The organism is Janthinobacterium sp. SUN206 (assembly GCF_030587305.1).
Taxonomy (GTDB): Bacteria; Pseudomonadota; Gammaproteobacteria; order Burkholderiales; family Burkholderiaceae_D; genus Janthinobacterium; species Janthinobacterium kumbetense.
On sequence record NZ_JAPWIB010000001.1, the window covers coordinates 1,372,512 to 1,391,207 of the forward strand.

General features: G+C 58.9%; 21 protein-coding genes and 1 tRNA gene. 10 read left to right on the forward strand and 12 right to left on the reverse strand.

Features of this window, described 5'->3' with window-relative positions:
- Positions 1 to 12: 12 nt before the first annotated feature.
- Positions 13 to 2,211 (reverse strand): acylase, encoded by a 2,199-nt coding sequence (locus O3300_RS05970; RefSeq protein WP_305052394.1) that lies wholly within the window; start codon positions 2,209 to 2,211, stop codon positions 13 to 15.
- 14 nt (positions 2,212 to 2,225) lie between these two features.
- On the reverse strand, positions 2,226 to 3,062 hold the full coding sequence (locus O3300_RS05975) for a hypothetical protein (RefSeq protein WP_099667468.1): 837 nt from the start codon (positions 3,060 to 3,062) through the stop codon (positions 2,226 to 2,228).
- A gap of 112 nt (positions 3,063 to 3,174) precedes the next feature.
- Between O3300_RS05975 and O3300_RS05980 the strand changes: the two genes are divergently transcribed.
- Both O3300_RS05980 and O3300_RS05985 read left to right on the forward strand, forming a co-directional pair.
- Entirely contained in the window at positions 3,175 to 3,621 is a 447-nt protein-coding gene (locus O3300_RS05980; RefSeq protein WP_251348257.1) for a DUF2939 domain-containing protein, read from the forward strand.
- A gap of 125 nt (positions 3,622 to 3,746) precedes the next feature.
- The gene (locus tag O3300_RS05985; protein WP_180278753.1) at positions 3,747 to 4,250 is read left to right on the forward strand and encodes a DUF2939 domain-containing protein; all 504 of its coding nucleotides are present in this window, start codon (positions 3,747 to 3,749) and stop codon (positions 4,248 to 4,250) included.
- A 30-nt stretch (positions 4,251 to 4,280) separates the two neighbouring features.
- Here the strand turns inward: O3300_RS05985 and O3300_RS05990 are convergent, their stop codons facing one another.
- The gene (locus O3300_RS05990) at positions 4,281 to 5,618 is read right to left on the reverse strand and encodes a polysaccharide deacetylase family protein (RefSeq protein WP_251348255.1); all 1,338 of its coding nucleotides are present in this window, start codon (positions 5,616 to 5,618) and stop codon (positions 4,281 to 4,283) included.
- Positions 5,619 to 5,885: 267 nt separating this feature from the next.
- On the opposite strand from O3300_RS05990, the gene O3300_RS05995 reads away from it, so the two are divergent.
- The 5 genes from O3300_RS05995 to O3300_RS06015 all read left to right on the forward strand — a co-directional run bounded on the left by O3300_RS05995 (position 5,886) and on the right by O3300_RS06015 (position 9,906).
- The gene (locus O3300_RS05995; RefSeq protein ID WP_010399127.1) at positions 5,886 to 6,098 is read left to right on the forward strand and encodes a hypothetical protein; all 213 of its coding nucleotides are present in this window, start codon (positions 5,886 to 5,888) and stop codon (positions 6,096 to 6,098) included.
- 11 nt (positions 6,099 to 6,109) lie between these two features.
- Positions 6,110 to 6,505 carry a nuclear transport factor 2 family protein gene (locus O3300_RS06000; RefSeq protein WP_305052395.1) on the forward strand — a complete coding sequence of 132 codons (396 nt, stop codon included), beginning with the start codon at positions 6,110 to 6,112 and terminating at the stop codon, positions 6,503 to 6,505.
- Positions 6,506 to 6,905: 400 nt separating this feature from the next.
- Positions 6,906 to 9,203: a TonB-dependent receptor gene (locus O3300_RS06005; RefSeq protein ID WP_305053134.1), complete on the forward strand. Its 2,298-nt coding sequence runs from the start codon at positions 6,906 to 6,908 to the stop codon at positions 9,201 to 9,203.
- Positions 9,204 to 9,305: 102 nt separating this feature from the next.
- A tRNA-Leu gene (locus O3300_RS06010) sits at positions 9,306 to 9,392 on the forward strand.
- A gap of 241 nt (positions 9,393 to 9,633) precedes the next feature.
- The gene (locus tag O3300_RS06015) at positions 9,634 to 9,906 is read left to right on the forward strand and encodes a hypothetical protein (protein WP_305052396.1); all 273 of its coding nucleotides are present in this window, start codon (positions 9,634 to 9,636) and stop codon (positions 9,904 to 9,906) included.
- Positions 9,907 to 9,916: 10 nt separating this feature from the next.
- Here the strand turns inward: O3300_RS06015 and O3300_RS06020 are convergent, their stop codons facing one another.
- The gene (locus O3300_RS06020) at positions 9,917 to 10,159 is read right to left on the reverse strand and encodes a hypothetical protein (protein ID WP_305052397.1); all 243 of its coding nucleotides are present in this window, start codon (positions 10,157 to 10,159) and stop codon (positions 9,917 to 9,919) included.
- A gap of 55 nt (positions 10,160 to 10,214) precedes the next feature.
- A complete protein-coding gene (locus tag O3300_RS06025; protein WP_305052398.1) occupies positions 10,215 to 10,814 on the reverse strand; it encodes a hypothetical protein in 600 nt (199 codons plus the stop codon).
- Positions 10,815 to 11,383: 569 nt separating this feature from the next.
- On the opposite strand from O3300_RS06025, the gene O3300_RS06030 reads away from it, so the two are divergent.
- Positions 11,384 to 11,695 carry a hypothetical protein gene (locus O3300_RS06030; protein WP_305052399.1) on the forward strand — a complete coding sequence of 104 codons (312 nt, stop codon included), beginning with the start codon at positions 11,384 to 11,386 and terminating at the stop codon, positions 11,693 to 11,695.
- A 223-nt stretch (positions 11,696 to 11,918) separates the two neighbouring features.
- Here O3300_RS06030 and O3300_RS06035 read toward each other — a convergent pair whose 3' ends face one another.
- Complete coding sequence (locus tag O3300_RS06035) at positions 11,919 to 12,602, reverse strand: SOS response-associated peptidase (RefSeq protein ID WP_305052400.1); 684 nt, start codon at positions 12,600 to 12,602, stop codon at positions 11,919 to 11,921.
- 581 nt (positions 12,603 to 13,183) lie between these two features.
- On the opposite strand from O3300_RS06035, the gene O3300_RS06040 reads away from it, so the two are divergent.
- Positions 13,184 to 13,702: a hypothetical protein gene (locus tag O3300_RS06040; protein ID WP_305052401.1), complete on the forward strand. Its 519-nt coding sequence runs from the start codon at positions 13,184 to 13,186 to the stop codon at positions 13,700 to 13,702.
- A gap of 349 nt (positions 13,703 to 14,051) precedes the next feature.
- Here the strand turns inward: O3300_RS06040 and O3300_RS06045 are convergent, their stop codons facing one another.
- The 3 genes from O3300_RS06045 to O3300_RS06055 are packed head-to-tail and all read right to left on the reverse strand — an operon-like array spanning position 14,052 to position 15,207.
- On the reverse strand, positions 14,052 to 14,447 hold the full coding sequence (locus tag O3300_RS06045) for a hypothetical protein (RefSeq protein ID WP_305052402.1): 396 nt from the start codon (positions 14,445 to 14,447) through the stop codon (positions 14,052 to 14,054).
- Complete coding sequence (locus O3300_RS06050; protein ID WP_305052403.1) at positions 14,444 to 14,881, reverse strand: D-Ala-D-Ala carboxypeptidase family metallohydrolase; 438 nt, start codon at positions 14,879 to 14,881, stop codon at positions 14,444 to 14,446. Before O3300_RS06050 ends, O3300_RS06045 begins: the two co-directional genes overlap by 4 nt.
- Complete coding sequence (locus O3300_RS06055) at positions 14,878 to 15,207, reverse strand: hypothetical protein (protein ID WP_305052404.1); 330 nt, start codon at positions 15,205 to 15,207, stop codon at positions 14,878 to 14,880. Before O3300_RS06055 ends, O3300_RS06050 begins: the two co-directional genes overlap by 4 nt.
- Between O3300_RS06055 and O3300_RS06060 the strand changes: the two genes are divergently transcribed.
- Complete coding sequence (locus O3300_RS06060; protein ID WP_305052405.1) at positions 15,206 to 15,361, forward strand: hypothetical protein; 156 nt, start codon at positions 15,206 to 15,208, stop codon at positions 15,359 to 15,361. The two genes, O3300_RS06055 and O3300_RS06060, sit on opposite strands and share 2 nt — an antisense overlap.
- 16 nt (positions 15,362 to 15,377) lie before the next feature.
- Here O3300_RS06060 and O3300_RS06065 read toward each other — a convergent pair whose 3' ends face one another.
- The 3 genes from O3300_RS06065 to O3300_RS06075 are packed head-to-tail and all read right to left on the reverse strand — an operon-like array spanning position 15,378 to position 18,518.
- On the reverse strand, positions 15,378 to 16,877 hold the full coding sequence (locus O3300_RS06065) for a tail fiber domain-containing protein (protein ID WP_305052406.1): 1,500 nt from the start codon (positions 16,875 to 16,877) through the stop codon (positions 15,378 to 15,380).
- Positions 16,877 to 17,707 carry a hypothetical protein gene (locus O3300_RS06070; RefSeq protein ID WP_305052407.1) on the reverse strand — a complete coding sequence of 277 codons (831 nt, stop codon included), beginning with the start codon at positions 17,705 to 17,707 and terminating at the stop codon, positions 16,877 to 16,879. The genes O3300_RS06065 and O3300_RS06070 overlap by 1 nt, the downstream gene beginning before the upstream one ends.
- Position 17,708: 1 nt before the next feature.
- A complete protein-coding gene (locus tag O3300_RS06075) occupies positions 17,709 to 18,518 on the reverse strand; it encodes a hypothetical protein (protein ID WP_305052408.1) in 810 nt (269 codons plus the stop codon).
- Between the last annotated feature and the right edge of the window lie 178 nt (positions 18,519 to 18,696).

Genomic DNA, 18,696 nt, shown 5'->3' on the forward strand with positions numbered 1-18,696 from the left:
TACGCCCGGCGGCTATTTTCCGGGGTGGTACCTGCGCTCCAGGTGCTTCGCCACGTCCTCGGGATAAAACAGCACGTCCTTGAATTCGCCGCGCGCATACATGGCCGCCTGGTCCCGGAAGTGCGGCGACTTCGGGTCGCCGCTCTGGCCACCGGCGAGGATGCTTTTCGCCTTGATGCGGGGACCGAATTCCACGGCCGCCACAAAGCTGTTGCCCCGCTCGCCGTAAATCCTGCGCGTGGTGCTCTTGCTGCTCTGTCCATACGCGGCCAGCGCACCCCAGTTGCCCGACGCGTAAGGCACGGGCAGGCTGGCTTGCGCATCGTCAAACGGCTGCACCACATCCCCCGTCAGGCGCTGGAAGCGGTTGATCTCGCCCCACGGCGTTTGCCAGTTGCCGAAATCGCGCTGCAGTTTATCGGCCGCCGTCGCCAGTGCAGCCAGGCGCTGCGCCGCCGTGACCTTGTCCGTCGCCAGAAAATCGACGACGGGCACGCCCTGCTCGCGCGCCTGTTTTCCTGCCAGCTCGGCCAACTCCTGGCCCCAGAACACGGCCAGCGAGGTGGCGGTGGAGTCCAGCGCATAGCGCCAGTCCCAGGCCCGCAGCAAGGCCACCTTGTCGGCCAGCGCCAGCTTGTGCGCGTCGCCCGCCGGCAATGCATCGTATGCCGCGAACAGGGGCGGTAACAGCGCTTCGAAGGCCGTCAGTTCGCTGTCGTACGAGGCGGCGATCAGCTTGTCGAGCGTGAAATCCTTCTGGTTCTGGAAAACCTTGACGGCATGCAGGCCGCGCGCGTTTTCGCCGTACACGGACATGTAGGCGGGATAGTCGCTCTGGCGCGGACTGTTGGCGCCGGCCGCCGAATACGGCCAGTTGTTCGTATTCTGGATCCAGCCATTCTTCGGATTGAACAGGGTGATGGTTTGCGCCACCGTGTGCAGCCCTTGCCATTCCGTGGCCGGGTCGCTGCCGTCGACAGGCTGCTTCCAGTTGAAGCGCGGGTCGCGCACGGGGATGAAATTGCCATGAAAGTAAGCGATATTGCCATCCGCATCCGCATACACCGTGTTGTTCGACGAATTCGTGCGCAATTCCATCGTTTGATAAAACGCAGCATAATCGCGCGCCTTGGTGCGCGCGTACGACTGCATCAAAGCCTTCAACGGTTCCTGCATCAGGCGCACGGCCACCCATCTACCGTCCTGCGCGCGCACGATGGGTCCGTGGTGGCTGTAGTGGACGGTGATGGTTTTCGCCCCCATGCCGCCGTCGGCCAGTTTGTAGGGCAAGGTGATGGGCACGGTTTTCAAGGGCCGCAAGCCGCCGTCATAGCGGTAGAACCAGGCGCCGTCCTTGTCGACGATGCTTTCCAGGTATTCGTCGATGACGTCGCCGCCGCCCGAGGTATGCATCCAGCCCAGGCGCTCGTTAAAACCCTGGTAGACGAAGAACTGGCCCCAGGTGACGGCGCCGTACGCGTTCAAGCCTTCGCCGCTGGTGACCTGCACTTCGGGACGGAAGTAGAACGAGGTGTGCGGGTTGATCATCAAGAGCGCATGGCCATTTTTGGTGATGGCGGGCGCGATGGCGAAGCCGTTCGAGCCGCTGGGCTCGGGGTCCAACCCGGTCTCGATGCTGGCCAGCGCCACGGCGGCAGGACTGGCCTGCTGGCCGTAAAACGCTTCGAGCTGCGCCAGGTTGATCGATTCGATATCGCCGCCGATGCTGCCCTCGCTGAAGCTCAAGGCCATCCATGGCTCGAAATGCGCGATCAGCCGCGGTTTGACCTGCGGATGCGTGGCCAGGTAAAAGTTCAGGCCATCGGCAAAGGCGTCCATCAACTTGCGCAGCCACGCCGGGCTGGCGCGGTACTGCGCCTGCAGCTCAAGCGGGTCGATGAAGAGCTTCATGCGCAGGTCGCGGTACAGCTCCCGTTCGCCCTCCACTTCCGCCAGGCGCCCCATGGCGTTGATGTAATTGAGTTCCACGCGGGGGAAATCGTCTTCGGCCTGCGCATACATCAGGCCAAACACGGCATCCGCATCCGTCTTGCCCGTCACATGGGGCACGCCCCACGTATCGCGCGCGATGCTGACATTGGCCGCCTGCGCCTGCCAGCGGGCCATGTCCTTGACAGAAACAGCGGGTGCGGCCAGCACGGGAATACTGGCGACAGCAACTGAGGCAAACAGGGCACTGCGATGTAACATGCCAAAACTCCAGATCAGGATGCGTCAATCAGGGCCGCGATGCGCTGGTTCAACTCCACATTTTCCGCCTGCAGCTGCGCCACCTTCTGTTTCAGGCTGGCGATCTCGCCGCGCAGGCGTTCCGCTTCGGACGGCGCCTGGGCCGCGTTATCCGCCCACGGCTCGTTGCCCGTTTCCGGCGTATCCTGCGATACATGCACCTTCGGCTCGCGCGGCGTGCGCGTGGCAGCGCGCTGTTCGCGGATTTCCTTGGCCGCCTGGCGCAGCAGTTTTTTGCCGCCGGCGACGGCCGCCACCTGTTCTTCCGGCGGCAGGGATGCCACGGTGGCCGCCGCATTGATCGAGATCGTGCCCGAGCGGACGGCTTCCACCAGTTCCGGCGACGCCGCCTTCTGGATCTTCTCGATCTGGCTGATCTGGTTGCTGCTCAATCTCGCCGCCTTGGCCACCTCTTCGCGCGTGCTCATGGGCGGCTTCGGCGCGTTTTCGCCGTCCGGCGCATCCTGGGCGCTGACGGGCGCCGGGCTGCGCGCGGCGACGATTTCCTTCTTGCGCAGGGCCAGCACGCCGCGCTGGAAGTCCGACACGCTGCGGCGCGCCAGGTGATTGTCGATCATCCACAGCATGACATCGTCGAGCGAGGTAAAGCTGGTGTTCTGGATGGTCTTGAATTCGATGCCGTGCTGGCGGCAGATGGCATAGCGGTTATGCCCGTCGATCAGCACGTCGTTCCACAGCACCAGCGCATCGCGGCAGCCTTCGGCCAGCAGGCTGCGCTCGAGCGCCGCGTACTCGCTGGCGGTGAGCGGGTCGATATACGACTGCAGCACCTGATTGATAGTGATATTCATGGTTGTCCTCAATATTGCGGCGCGATGGTCCGCGCCGGCACGAATGCTACACCATCCGCCGCCCCTGGCCGGGTAAAATCACGGCGGCACAGCTCATACAAAAACACGGACCATGAAAAGAAAGTACGCCACCGCACTCATTTTTGCCGTTGCCGCCATCGGCTTCACCTGGGTCAGCCCCTATATCGCCATGTACCGCATCAGTATCGCGGCGAAATCCGTGCGCCTGGAAAACCTGGCGCAGCAGGCCGACCTGCCCGCCGTGCGCGCCAGCGTGGCGCGCCAGCTGCGGGCGGCCGGCGAAACGGCCAATGAGGACGATTTCAAGGAAATGCTCGACACCATCGTCTCGCCGCCCGGCATCACGGTATTGATCCTGCATGGCAAGCACGGGGCGGACGGCAAGCGCCACGACTTCGGCATGGCGTACCGCTCGTGGAACGAAGTGGTGCTGCGGCGCAGCGGCGCCGGGCCCGCCGCCAGCCAGTTTTTGCTGCGCCGCCATGGCATCTGGGACTGGAAACTGACGGACATCACCTTGCCGCCGGAATTACTTTGAAGAAACTTGATCTAAAACAACACTTACTTAAACCTCTATATTGATTTTGGGAAATATTATGTAGAATGCCAACACTTCAGGCGCACCGGGTCGCCAGGCATCCGAGAGATCGCACGATGAAAAGAATGATGCTTCTCGCTGTAGTGGCACTGGTCGCGCTGGCCGGCGTCTTCTATGGCAGCCCGTATTTCACCATGAACAAGATTCGCACGGCAACGATGGACGAGGATACCCAGGCCCTCGCTGCGCATATCGACCTGCCCCAGTTGCGCGGCAGCCTCGGGCAACAACTGCACACCCTGTTTTCGGCGCCCGAAGTGGCCGACGACATCAGTCCCGACGTCATCGACCCCTTGCTCGATACCATGCTGATGCCTGAGGGCATCGTCGCCTTGATGAAGCTCAATGACCGCTACGAAAAACCGCTCGCCAAGGTCAGCGACATCAGCGGCCGCAAGCGCAATACCAAGCCCGACTACAAACTGCGCTACACCTCCTGGGACAGCGTCGTGGTGCAGCGCGCCCACAGCAAAAGCCATATCGGCGAACTGACGCTGGCGCGCGACGGCCTGTGGCACTGGAAGCTGGTATCGGTGGCCCTGCCGAAGAACTTGCTGGCCGACGCCTGAGGCGCCGGCGCAGCCCTGCTCCCGGGGCGATCAGCGCCGGTCCGTCACCCTGCCCGTCGTATCGGCAAACCAGCGGCTATGCGACACCACTTGCAGCGCGCCGGCAGCCACTTGCCCCGCCAGCCATGCCAGCAATTCATCGATGACCGCATACGAAGTCTGGTAATCGGACGTTGGCGTCCTGACGATATCGTGGCCGTTGACAAACACAAAGCTGTCGTCGCCCACCGCCGTCTGGATCGCCGCCTGGACTTGCGCAAAGCTGGCGTCGTTTGTCAGGTTGACCGTGGAGGTGTTGAGGATGTAGGCATCCTTGTCGTTGCCAGTGAAAAACATCTGGTCAAAGCCGCGCTCGGCCGTATAGCCGGCGCCACGCGCCGACAGGAAACCGGCAGCGCGCATCGCGTTGATGGCCGTATTCGTCCACAGCGATTCGACCCACGCATGGTGCGATGGCCCGTCGCCGCCGATACCGGCGGCGCGCATCTTGTCCCGCCCCACCTGCAGCGCGGTGACGTACTGGGCCGAACCCTGTACCGCCACATTGTCGTGCACGCTCTGGTGCAGGGTAAAGTCGAACAGGCGCGACGGATCGTCGAAGCGCGCCTTCATGCGCTCGGCCGACATGTAATCGGGCTGCCCCAGCAGGGACGTGACGATGGCAAACGAGGCCGGCAAATCATAGTATTTCAGCCGCTCCATCAGATACGTATCCCAGGAGGCATAACCATCGTCAAAGGACAAGATGACGGTGGGCAATTTACGCTTCGGCAATGCCGCAACCATGCCCAGCCAGATGGTTTCCGGCTGCGTCGTGGCGGCGGTCAGCTGCACGGTAAATTTCCCGCGCGACAGGTTTTGTGCCGTGGGCGTGCCCTCGCTATCGAGCGGCGTGGCCAGCTTGGGCACCCACCACTCATTGTTGACGAACATCAAGGTGTCGGCGGCGGCGGAACCGCCGTAATGCAAGGCATTCAGGAAGCCGGACCAGAAACTGCTGTAATCGCTGTTGCCCAGGTAAATCATGCCCCCCGTCTGCATGATGGCGGCATTCGTCGAGCGCAGGGCGAAGGAAAAGCGTTGCAAATCCCAGTTGAACGGGATGCGCGGCTGGCCCTTGCCGGCAGCGCCTGTCGTGCCCACTTTCACGACGGTACCGGCAGGCAAGCCGGCTGGCAGGTCGATGCGCAAGGAGGGGTAGCCATCCTTGAACGACACGGCGGCATCGAGCGACACCATGCAGCCCGACGTCACATCGCTGTCCCAGAAGGACAGATCGTGCGTGGGCATGAATTCCAGCGGCGTATTGGTGACCGGCGGCGGGGGCATGGAAAAGCGGGGCGGGGCGTCAGGGTACTGGCTGGACATGGTGCGGCTTTCAAAAGTAGTGCGCGCGGCGCCGGCGGAACAAACGCTGCACGGCAGAAAAGGATCAATCAACATTGCCTTGCCAAGCTTTTTCGCCAGGGGTGCTTGTCAACTATATCACTTAATTGCCATTATGCAAATAAATAATGACGCCCGGTCATGCCTGCCGCGGCGGCCATGGCGCAGCCCATGCGCCAGGCCGGCACGGCATCGCCCAAGCCCGCGCGGCACTGCTATCATCGAGCTTTGATTTCCATCGGAGGCTCCATGTCAGACCTGGTACAACACGCACTGGCCCACGCGGGCAAACCGGCCACCACGCCCTGGGTGGTTACCCTGATCAGCGGTGAAAAACTCACAGGCCCCATTTCCCCGCTCAGCGACGGCTGCTACGCCATCGGCCTGGGGCAAATCAAGTATTTTTCCAGCGATAAGGTCGCCTGCCTGAATGTGTCGGGCGCGGGCGCGTTTCCCATCTGAAGACCTTGGCAATGGACCACACGCAGGAGCAGACGCAGGACGGCACACGCCTGGCGGCGCAGCTGCAGGCGCTGGAAGCGGCGCTGCAAAGCCGGGCCGTGCGCGCCGACAGCGCCAGGCTGGCAGCGCTGCTAGCAGACGAGTTCGTCGAATTCGGCAGCTCGGGCAAGCTCTGGACACGCGCCGCGACCTTGGCGGACTTGCCGGCAGAAGATTTTTGTCCGCGCAGCATCAGCGATTTTCAAGCCCGCCTGCTGGCCGAGGATGTGGCCTTGGTGACCTATCGCTCGCAGCGCCACGCCAGCGGCGCCCTGCCCGCCAGCGCCAGCTTGCGCAGTTCGCTGTGGAAGTGGCGCGATGGCCGCTGGCAAATGATTTTTCACCAGGGCACGCCCATTCCCGGCTGATCCGCACACGGGGATAGCCGCCACCGGTACTATCCTCTGTCGCGCAGCAACAACACGCCCCTGCCGAAAAAAATCCGCGGCAGCTGTTGTATTTCCAGTGACTGGGCGCTGGCCGCACGGCAACAGCCCTCCCTCTGTTTGCGTTTCCGCAGGAAACCTCCATCGCCACGCCAGGCCACTTTGCGCTCGCGCAAGCCTGCCGGCACTCCACTATGCACCCGCCTAATATTGACGACAAATACGATTTTATTCGCGTATTCAGTCGAAAAACATCTGAATGAGCAGGCCTGAAAAATGGCATGAATACCAAAACTTTCCGTGCTAGCATGATTTTTCGTCCAGCTGGCCAGCGCCAGCTTGCAGCGCCCCAACAACCTTCACCGACAGGAGCCGTTTCATGATGACACCGCATGCCAGCACACGCGCCAGCACAATACGCCACACCCTGATTGCCCTGGCAATCACTGCCGCCTTCCCCCTGCAGGCGATGGCGCAGGACAGCGTCCCGCCGCCAGCCACCGACGCGCCTGCCGCGCCGGTGGCGCAGGCCGGTCCTGGCCAGCTGGAAACGGTGATCGTGACGGCGCAGCGGCGCGCGGAAAACATCAAGGACGTGCCCATGTCCATCGCCACCCTGAAGGGCGACAAGCTCGACACCCTGACGGCCGGCGGCGCCGACATCCGCTTCCTCAACAGCCGTTCGCCCAGCGTCTCCGTCGAATCGGATTACGGCCGCACCTTTCCCCGTTTCTACATTCGCGGCCTGGGCAATACCGACTTCGACCTGAACGCCTCGCAACCGGTGGGCCTGGTGATGGACGACGTGGTGCAGGAAAACGCCATGTTGAAGGGTTTTCCCGTGTTTGACGTGGATCAGGTCGAGGTGCTGCGCGGCCCGCAAGGCACCCTATTTGGCCGTAACTCGCCGGCCGGCGTGATCAAGTTCGACTCCGCCAAGCCCGTCTTCAAGACGGAAGGCTACCTGAGCGGCGGTTTCGGCAAGGATGGCATGAAGAACCTGGAAGGCGCCTTCAACGTGCCCGTCAGCGACACGGTGGCCCTGCGCTTTTCCGGCCAGACCCAGCGCCGCGACGACCGCGTGCACAACCCGCGTCCCACCGGCACGCGCGACTTCGAAGGCTATGAAGACAGCGCCGCCCGCCTGCAGGTACTGGTCAAGCCCACGCGCGATTTCACGGCCCTGTTCAACGTGCATGCGCGTAACCTCGACGGCACGGCCACTTTGTTCCGCGCCAACATCCTGAAACAGGGCACGAATGACCTGGTCGACAATTTCGATTACGGCTCCTACCCGACCGACGGCATCAACCGCCAGCACCTGAAAACCAAGGGCGGCAGCATGCGCCTGAAATGGGACTTGCCCGGCGTCACCCTGCATTCGATCACCGGCTACGAAAAACTCGATTTCTTCAGCCGCGCCGACGTCGACGGCGGCTATGGCGCCGTGTACGCCCCGCCGATGGGTCCCGGCTTCATCCCCTTCGTCGTGGAAACGGCCGACGTGATCCCCAACCACAAGCAGATTTCGCAGGAATTCCGCGCCGAATCGTCTGCCCGCGGCCCGCTGCAATGGATAGGCGGCCTGTTCTACTTCAAGGAAGATATCCAGATCGACAGCATCAGCTTTGACAGCCTGGCGCCCGGCAATCCGCAAAACAGCGCCTACGCCACGCAAAACCAGAGCTCGAAGTCGTACGCGGCCTTCGGCTCGCTCAACTACACGGTTTCGGACGCCCTGAAACTGCGCGCCGGCCTGCGCTACACGAGCGACAAGAAGGATTTCTCGGCCAAGCGCGTGGAAGCGACCACGGCCGGCCCATTCAACTTGCACGACACCTCGCACAACGTCAGCTGGGACTTGAGCGGCACCTATGTGCTCACGCCGGAAACCAATGCCTACGCGCGCATCGCCACCGGCTACCGCGCGCCGTCGATGCAGGGCCGCCTGAACGGCCTGGCCGACCGCCCTTCGTTTGCGGGCGCCGAGAAAGCGCTGTCCGTCGAGGCGGGCATCAAGCAAGACCTGTTCGACAAGCGCGCGCGCCTGAGCGTGGCCGTGTTCCAGTACCGCGTGAAGGACAAGCAGCTGACGGCCGGCAGCGGCGCCGTCAACATGAACCAGCTGATCAATGCCGACAAGGCCACCGGCCGCGGCGTGGAACTGGATTTCCAGGCGAATCTCAGCGATTCGCTCAGCATGACCCTGGGCGGCAGCTACAACCACACGGAAATCCAGGACAAGAAACTGTTCGTCCTCAGTTGCGGCAATGCGCAAAACAACCCGGCCAGCGGCTGTACCGTCACCGACCCCGTCGGTCCGTTCAAGGGCACGGCCTACATCGACGGCAACCCGCTGCCGCGCGCGCCGGAATGGCAGACCAACTTCACCCTGAAATACAGCATTCCCCTCGCCAATGGCGAGTTCTACGCCTACACGGACTGGGCCTATCGCACCAGCTACAACTTCTTCCTGTATGAAGCGAAGGAATACAAGGCCAAGGAACTGCTGGAAGGCGGCTTGCGCGTCGGCTACAAATGGGACAAATACGAAATCTCCGCGTACGGCCGCAACATCACCAACCAGATCCAGTCGCTGGGCGCCATCGATTTTGACAACCTGACGGGCATCATCAACGAACCGCGCACGTATGGAGTGCAGTTCAAGGCGACGTTCTGACGGCAGGCAGATGAAACCAGGCTGTCCGGCGCAAACCGGACAGCCTGGCTCAGGCACAAGATGGCATTATGGGCATCACCTGTGCTAGAATCTCGCCGCGCTGCCCGGATGGTGAAACTGGTAGACACTGGAGACTTAAAATCTCCCGCCTGTAAGGGCGTGCCGGTTCGATTCCGGCTCCGGGCACCAGCGCACATGTACTTCACAAAGATAGCACTCGCTATTTTTCTTGTTCCCGCCTGTTCCGCAAAACTGACTTTGTTCCGCAAAAAATCTCCGACGCACTTGTAACGCGCGCTCTCAAACTCAGCTGGATCGTCAATTTCTTGGGGCAGTCTGCCATTTTTTTGCCCTGGCCTGAACTTTCGCAAGGGCTACGTCAACATCGCGCGCTACCATTAATTGACCCACCAATACGAGGAGATCAATCATGCGCCTGTTGTTTCCGCTTGCCTTGCTGTGCGTTGTGGCAGGCTGCGCGACAGACAACCAGGACGACAACAAAGCGCCAGATGCCATCGGGATGAACAGCTTCGCCCTCGCCGCTCGCTATGGCACGCCCGCTGGCTATCAACACCAGGGTGAGTACCTGCAGCTGAACTATGGCAGCGCAGCGGCCGGCTGCCAAATCATCGTACTGGTCGACCAGCAACAGCGCGTGGCCGGCTGGGCATCCGCCGGACGATCCTGCCCGACACGCTGAACGACTACGTTCATGTGGAGGGCAGCATCGAGACGGTGCAAGGCTCGCCGTCCAGCTGCACCCGAAGCGAGGCACGGATCAGCCCGGACAGGCCGACGCGCGGCCCCAAGCTGCGCTCCAATTCATCGGCCGCCGCTGCAACCTCACGCAGACGCCGCACCTCCCACAAAAGCGCGCGCACGTCGGCCGAGTCGTTGCGATCTTGGATTTCTTTCAGCTGCTCGATGCTGAGGGGTTTTCGAATCTTGCTCATAACTTTTCATTTACCCGAGGCCAGATCGTCCTCGCGCGTTAAGTTGATCCGTATTCTATCGAATCATGCGCGCCTCGCTCTTCGTCAGCTCGCGTTCTTTCACGTCGATGTAGACCAGCCACCCGCCGCGTTGCAGCTGCTCCGGACAGCTCTCGAAACTCGAGCGCAACTGCAGGCCGCCCAGTTCAAACGACTCTTCTGACATCCACTCGATAAAACAGTCAATCAGGCGGCCCTCCGGAAATGTGGAAATCTGATGGGTGCGCAGCTCAGCGCACGTGGCGTGGCGCTGAAGCACATCTGAGTAATCGTCAGCCACCGCCAGCAACCCGCGCGAGCCACCGCTCTCACGCGCAAGTTTTTTCGGCAGCGCCACTCCGGATCGATACAGTTCCCTGGCGCGGAATCCGATAGCGTTTTCCGGTACGAAAAGTTTGCATACCCAGGTCTGGGCGACCTCGCGGGTGTGGCCGGACTCATCCCTCGTTGCCTCAATGCCACTCAGCACTAGATTCCATCCCTGTGCCCGCACCAGCTTGGGCCTGGCAAGCTGCGCCAAAATGCGCGGCGCGCCTATCGTCTGCAAGCGCGCTACTTTTGACGGGCGACGATTCCCCTCCAGCGTTACATCGACCACCAACAGTTCGAGCAGCATGGCGCCCTCTACTGCCGGTGCAGGGGCTGCCAGCACTGCCCCATCCTCTCGTCGTCGCTTTGCCCACACCTTCATCATTTGCCTCAAAAATACTGTACATATATACAGTATATCGAACTGATGTATGTTGTACAGTAAACAAATGCTCGTAAAGTCACAGCTGTTGCGCCGCGCATGTCGGTGAAGTAACGGAGAATCGATGAAGCCGCAGAACTGGCCGGCGGCAAGGACGGCGACTGGACGCCGCACGACCTGCGCCACACTGGCGCAACGATGATGCGGACGGGAAGCGGACGGCTCGGGCGGCTTTGGGAGAAAAATTGGAGACTATGGTCGTCAGCTAAATTTTCAGCCGGAGATAGGCAGCGGTGCAACGTGCTAAGTTTTGAGCAGGTTGGCCCGCAGCCGAGGAGGTACACATCGGCGTACCGCCAGATGTTGGCGATGCCATTGCAGCGGCTTAAACCTCAATGCGTACAACAGCTAGGTAGCCAGCAAGACCAGCCAAGTGACAGGAATAGCGAGCATGGCGGCACCATACCCCCTACATGATTATGAGAGGATTTATAGTGACCAAGACACGCATGATTGAGTTGAGAGAAGCTCTCGAGCAGGCAGGTTGGGAGTTAATGCCCCAAATTAACAGCAGCGATGTTTTTCAAGCGAATGACGACCAGATAACTTGGGAGATAATCAATCGCAGAACACACAAAAATACTGTACTGACTTATTATTTGTTTGACACTCTCGGCCGAAGAACAGAGCAGCTCTCCGATATCTTATATGTTGAGGAAAAGATAAAATTATCAAAATTATACTTTGAAAAAATCAACTCCTCCAACTGGAAATCTTCATTGAGCGCTTTTGTTCGCAGCTTGTAGTAGCTGCGCTGGCTATCTCACAAGAAACTTGGCGTCACGAGCGCGATTACCACGAGCGCTTTTCCAGCGTCAGCTGCAGCAGCCTGCGCCGCGCTACTGGGCCGCCAGCACGGCCCCTCCTCTCGCCGCCTTGATTCCCAAATTTTCATCATCCACTTTAAAAATACTGTATAAAAACATAGCTCATTACAAAGCTTAGGAAACCAGAAAGCGGAATTTGTAACTAGAAGAGTCCGCCCTGCTCCAAGGGCGTAAATGGCGCAGGCGCTTTCGCACGGGCTCGCGGCTGCATCGGATCGGGCTGCGCAACGAGCAGCTCTGCAGGATACTGCCGATAAACATCCTCTTCGGACACCAGGGAGCCATCCAACCAGCCTTCGTACTGGTCTGGCTCCAGGATCATCACCATGCGCTTTTCATCGTCCGGCTTGTGAAAGCGTTGCATCAGCGGATGATCGTCGGCATTGATCGTCAGCATCGAGAACGACAGCAGCTGATCAGCTGGTCGGTACTCCCATATCCCGGCAATGGCCACCGGGCCGCCGTCCGCGCGCTCAATGCGCCAGCGCACGGGCTTACCGGTTTCGTAATTGGGCTCAAAAAAATTGGCGGCCGGGATGATGCAGAACTGCTTGCGCTTCCAGGCGCTGCGGAAGGATGGCTTGGTGGCCACCGTCTCGGTGCGGGCATTGTAGGTCTGGCGGGCCAGCTTGTGGTCTGCCCAGTGAGGCACCATGCCGAACATGGCTGGGGCGGTTTCCAGTTCGCCGGGTGCTTCGTGTGAGTCGCGCAGGATTGGGGCCATGTAGCCGGGCCATGCCTCGGGCGGGAGGTCGAGCAGCGGGTACCGAGTCCGGAAACTCTCTTCGATCTGCTCTTTACGGCTGGGGGTGTAGTCAGCGCACATTCCTAATCTTCATTCCAATTTAGCTAACACTAGAGTCATGTCTGCCACTAGAATAGCATCAAAAAATTCAGTCACACTTGGTATCTCACCACAAAGAATTTAAAATTCCACCTCAAAAACACGATGACAATAAATCCATTTCGAAATAGAATAAAAATATCAAACACAAACAGAATAATATATCACCGCAACAGAGAAATAAATAATAACACCAATGATGAAATATTTGAAAAAATAAATGGCATTAAAATAGAGTCATTAAAAAATATAATCTATTTCATTACATTATATTCAATATTAAGTAGCGTTCTTTACAATTTCGGCTATTGGTCAATATTGGACTTCAATATAATCGAGTTCATAGCATTAACAGACATAGTAAAATATGCCGTAAAGCCTTTAGCATTAACACTTGGGACATTCTTTTTTGTTATATTCTTCAACAATCTTTTCGCGACGAATACAGTAAGGAAATTTGATCTTAAAATAAAGCCGAAAAGCACTATAAATATCACTTCATCATTCGAAATAAGCAAAAAAAATTATTTATAATTTACACATGCATGGTAATTATCTTTGCCATGAATGGCCCTGAAATAAAATGGAAAGTAGTTCCAGTTCTGGTAAGCGCTCCAATATATTACTTCGCCATACGAACAAAATTCATTAATGATTTACCGCTTCCGAGTCATTTTAAATATTCATTGCTATATGTTGTTATAGTTTTTATTCTTGTAAGCTTCTCAGTTGGAAGGGAAAACTGCCTAAGAATTATAAATGGAACGGAATTTAAATATGTAACCGATGGACCACAAAATTTAGCAATTGGAGAAATTAAAAAACCTACAGAATATTTTAGGATTTTAGCGCAGGTGAATGATATTACTTTTTTATTTAATCCTATTGACAAATCTATAGTCATCAGCAAATTAGCCTTTGGGAAGTCGCTCACAATAAAATCATTTGAAGAAAAAAAACCACCATCGGGATTGGAAATAATATTAACCTCAGTTAAAAATAATACAAATGAAATAATTTCCTATCTCAAAGATAAAATTATTGAATTATTTGATCCGGATGCAAAGGGTAGGGCCATCTAAAAACGCAAGAACACGAGCCTACTTGGTTCACTGGCCTGGCCTGGCCAGCGTGCCGAGGCTGATTGCCGCTGTTCATGCAGCGACAATCAGCGCTCTGCTTTTCTGTCTGACTGAGCGCAGCCCGCAACTACTGCCTCCAGTTCCACCTCATACTTCCGACCTCGCGGCCAGTCTCGCGCCAGCGCCAGGACGATCTCGCCATCCGTTGCTGCCGGTGCCAACTGGTCGAATTCATATGCTGGTCGCTGCGGTACCGACTTTACACATGGCGTAAAGACGGGAACTTCTACCCGCTGCGGCGCTGGCGGCGCGCTGCCGCAGCCGGTCAGCAGCAATACAAGCATCCATTTCATCGCACGCCCTCCAATAAAAACCTGACGGCCGGCATGGCCTCGTCGCAAGTCGTGGCGCGCGCGCCCGTGATTTTCACCAGGGCTGCGTCGTACTTCTTGCCCTTGGCGGCAGATGCCGCCTGCGCCACCGCGCCACGCTCCTGTGCTGCCAAGGTTGCCTTGGCCATGCCATCGATGGCCCGGTTTTGCTCGCTGATCGAGGCCCGCAGCGCAGCGCTGACGCCCTGCTCCCGCACCAGCGCAGCGCGCGCGGCGTCACGATCGCTGGCGGCCAGCCACCAGCCGGTGCCAGTGGAGCTGGCCACCACTAGCAGCACGGCGGCCAGCACGATGGCGGCCGCCTTCCAGATGCCGTTGACGGCGCCAGCCACCAACATGCCCAGGGCGCTCATACGATGCCAATCACGTAGCTGACGCCGCCGCCGGCAAACTTGGCCGTCAGCACCTGGCGCCGCGCCGCGCCAGCCGACAATCCAATATGCACCCACGTGCCCTCGTAGATCAGCTGATCGAAGACGATACCGCTTTGCCGGATCAGCAGGGCCAGGGCCTTGGGCGCCAACTTGGCCGTGCCGATATCGGCAGCCAGGCCAAGCACGTGGGCGCTGTTGCCGGCACCGCCCACGGCTTTGTTCAGCGCGGGCGAGCGGTAGCCGCTGGAAATGGTGATGGGCGCACCCACCAGCGCGCGCACCTGCTCGAGCAGCGCAGCCAGGCGCGTGAGGTTGGCGACGATGGCGGGCGCCGGCGCGTTGTCGATGCCCTGGCGGGTGGCCACCTGCGAGGCGACCATTTCGGCCAGGCTGAAATGTGGGCTCAGGTTCACAGGCCACCCCGCACGTCCTTGACGACGGCGGCCGCATCGCGCGCCAGCTCGCCAATGTCCTTGTCGCGGCGCTTGTCGAGCCAGCGCACCGTGGCGCCCAGCACCCACCAGGCGGGCAAGCCGGCGGCCACCATCAGCGGCGCGGCGATGAACAAGAAGCCCAGCGCCGGGTCACTGCCGTACAGCACCGCCACGGCGCGCGCGCTGTCGAACAGGCCCGGCATCCAGTTGCGCACGACCACGACCAGGGCCGGCCCCATCAGGGCAGAAAAGAGAATGGTGACGAAGAAGCGCACGCCCGCTTCCTTGGCTGTTTTTGGCCACATGAACATGAATCCCAGTGAGGTTGCGGCAGCGCCGGCCAGGACCGGGATGCCAAAAATTTTAATCAGTGCGCCGCCGGCGGCGGTTGTTTCGATAGCCATGGATGCCTTTCAGGTGGTGGAAATGAAAAAACCCGCCGAAGCGGGTTTGTGGTGAAAATGACAGATATGAACTACATGGCTTCCAGAGCAGCAAGGCGCGCCTCTGTTTTGGCGAGGCGGGCCATCAGGCCACGAGCCACGAACATGTTGATCTGGTCAGTGCGCAGAGAATAGAGGCTACCGGCCTCTTTGATCACTACTTGAGATGCCTCCACGGCATCGGTTTGCGGGACAATAACAGTCCCGTCAGCGTCGACCACATCAGGCTGAGCCGGGATTGCAGCCCGATAACCCAGCTCTTCCTCCCACTGATCGTAGCAAATGAAGCCGTATTCAAACGGGTCAAGCCCATTTTTCTCCATGACGGCAATCGCGCCCTGCACCGTCAGGCCTACGTGCCGGCGCGCGTCCGCACCTTTGGCCTGAATTGACTCGAGCCACTTGTATGTACCGATGCTGTCGGCAATTTCGATTGCTGCTGCGATCTCATTTTCCAGCATCGGGCGGATAGGTGTCTTCAGCGTGGCGTCGGATGTGTTGATCGCGCCTGTCGAAGAAAACACTACCGACCAGCGCTGTGACGCACCGCCAAGCGCCGTAGTTCCATCGACGGAAGGGAAAATCTGGCCGCGATTCATCCCCAGGACGTCCGCCATTACCCCGTCTTTCCGCATCGAGAACGTGAACGTGGAATTGGCGGCAGCGTTGTCGCATAGCAGACGACCGCACAGCCCATTCGCATTATACGAATCCCAAATGGACGGCAACTGAGCGGAGGACTTCGCAGAAAATACGCCATAGCCATTTAGCCCCTGCGAAATAATCTCGCACGTAGCAGCGGATGAGGCTGTAATTTTGGGGACGCTAGTGAAGGTAACATCGCCAGTATTTGAGATGCGGTAGCGCTCGACGCCGTTTGTCGTCATTGCCAGCATGCCTGCAGCCGGGGCACCAATGCCGGTTCCATTGGTGCCAAAATCCATCCCACTCGCTGGTATATGGACAGTCCCTGTAAAGACCGGATTGTCGACTGGCGCCATCAGCCCGATGGCAGTTGCTTGGGCCGCTGATACCGGCTTCAATGCGTCGCTGGTGTTATCCACGTTGCCCAGGCCCACCATCCCTTTTGTAACGCCTGACACAGTGCCGGCGAACGTCACCCCAGCGGGCGATACCGTGATACTGCCTATGCCATTTGTCACTATCGACAGCACGTTGACGCTTGGCGAATACATGCCGCAACCGGCAGTACCAAAATCCATCCCGCCGGCCGGATTGCGCACGACGCCTTTGAAGACCGGATTATTGATGGGAGCTTTAAGATCAAGCGCGTTTGCCTGCGCTATCGACACAGGTTTTTCTGTGTCGCTGGTATTGTCTACTTTACTCAGGCCCACGTCTGCTTTCTTGCCTGACGTAGCCACGACGGCCAACGTTGGCTTGTTGAGGATTCCCCGAATGGAGCCTGGATCTGCAGCCCAGTCAGCCCTGATCGGCTCCAGCTGGCCTTTCGCCAGCAAGTTCAGCTTGTCGAGCCAATCCGGCATGTCTGGGTAAAAAATATCATCCATTACAGTTCCTCGATATCAAGCGATGTGGCATAAGTTTGGAAATACGGTGTCGATACGGCGGCCAGTTCAGCAAGGCGGCCGTACAACTGGTGTGTTTGCTCCAGCTCAGGATCGGCATCCTCGGGAAACAAGCTCACCAGAATCGGCCGGCGCTTTCCGCTGCCGCGCACCAGGCGCCACACCGCGGCGCGATCCACCGGTGTCATGTGCTCGAGCGACAACGACAACTTGCGGTATGTGCTGCCGGCGGCAACCCGTTGCTCACCAGCGGCCGTCCTGTAGAGCGTCGACGTATCGAGCGGCGTCACGCTGGCGCCGTAGCTGGCGTTGTTCTCCGGCTCCCAGTAGTTCCCCATCACCAGGCGCGAGAACTCGACGTAGCCGGCCGGATTGCCAGGGTCGGCGAGGTCGATTACAAAATGACGCGCGGTCCTGCGTGGGAACCAGGCCCGCGCATAGGCGCCGCCGCCAAATGAAAAAGCATTGGCTGCCAGTGCTGTGGCCCCAAAGTCCCAGGCGCCCAGCGGCGCATAGCCGCAGGCCAGGATCAGGCCGGTATCAATCGCCGGCACGGTATCGCCTGGCTCGGTATAGCCACGCACACGGATTTTGGCATTCGAAGTCAGGTTGCAAAACGGCAAGACCACGCCGCCGACGATCTCGCCCAGCGGCAGCGTCGCGGTAATGGTCAGGACCGTGCCGACCGAGCGCAGCACTGAAGACTTACGCTCGCGCTGCAGGTTGGCCGGGCCCAGCAGGCCAGCCTGGCTGGAGGCAGTGATCACAGCGCGGTCGCCGGCGTTGTCGTAGATGATGCGAAGATTGGTCATATTATGGGAATTGGGAGTTGTCGATCACTGAAAGCCGCGAGTACACCGGCAAGCGCCTGGAGTTATCAATAAAGTAAACCGATCCCGCTTGGGTGATGTATTGATAGCGATCAGTCGGTATCCGTCGAACCCAGAGCCGCGAGCCAGATGCCCAGTACAGAGCATTGAACTTGAGAATGTCGTAATAATCCTCGAAGATACCCTCCCCGTTATTGAAGGTGCCTTGGTAGTACGCGCCACTAATCGTCCCGCGAGTGTTGGCCAGGATAGACTTGCCCACCAAGTTGAAAGGTGTATCAACGAAGGTGTCGCCCACATTTTCAGGATCATTCCCATTCTGTGCCGGAATATCCGCTTTCAGCACTGCCTGCGTATCGTAGGTGTTCCCTGCCTGTCGTAGCATGCGCACGGTACTGCAGAAAAGCATCGATCCATCCAGCGCCCGGACCATAATCCCCTTGCCATATGGGGGCGTTGGCGGGTTGAGATCAAGGCGTCCAAATATCCGCAGGAAGAGCCCCATATCTTCCACTACGCCCCCTGCTCCCAAAAGAACGATACGGGGGCTATAGATGAACGTCGCCCGCCAGGACGAGCCACCAAGATTCTCCAATCGACACAAAGCGATTCCGGTCCTGGGCGCACCAGGAGCAGTTCCGACGACGTTATAGGGAACATCAAAATACACTTGAGGCACGCCGTTGCAGGAAAAGTCGACCGACGTAAATCGGGCGCCGCTTCCGGTCGGGATGGCCTTCTTGCCTAAATAAACGAACGCACGATGACTGGCATCGATGGTGATGTTCCCCACCGCTAGGTTCTTGGTCTCGATCCCGACTCTCAAAGCTTTGCCCCTGTGTAAAAAACTGATAACAGCCCATTGCTAGCCATGGGAAGCCGGTCATCCTCGTTGTCCGAAAAGACAGTGACGGTAGGTATCCCGGAGGGGTAGGAAACCTTGCAACTCAATACGCCACCACCATCGTCCA